The organism is Sphingomonas sp. Leaf33 (genome assembly GCF_001421785.1).
GTDB lineage: Bacteria > Pseudomonadota > Alphaproteobacteria > Sphingomonadales > Sphingomonadaceae > Sphingomonas.
This window is the reverse complement of record NZ_LMLB01000015.1, coordinates 621-850: the sequence shown is the minus strand read 5'-3', so window position 1 is coordinate 850 and position 230 is coordinate 621. Positions and strand designations below refer to the sequence as shown.

Sequence of the window (230 nt, the reverse complement as noted above, 5' to 3'; positions counted from 1 at the left end):
ACTCAAGCCAAACAGTATCGAAGGCAATTCTGTGGTTGAGCCACAGGCTTTCACCCCCGACTTGAATGGCCGCCTACGCGCCCTTTACGCCCAGTGATTCCGAGCAACGCTAGCCCCCTTCGTATTACCGCGGCTGCTGGCACGAAGTTAGCCGGGGCTTATTCTTCCGGTACCGTCATTATCGTCCCGGACAAAAGAGCTTTACAACCCTAAGGCCTTCATCACTCACG

1 rRNA gene (only partly in view) is annotated in these 230 nt (G+C 55.2%); it reads right to left on the bottom strand.

The annotated features are described in order from the left end of the window. Nucleotides 1-230: ribosomal RNA gene (locus ASE86_RS13235) — 16S ribosomal RNA — on the bottom strand (it extends past both window edges: 839 nt to the left, 285 nt to the right).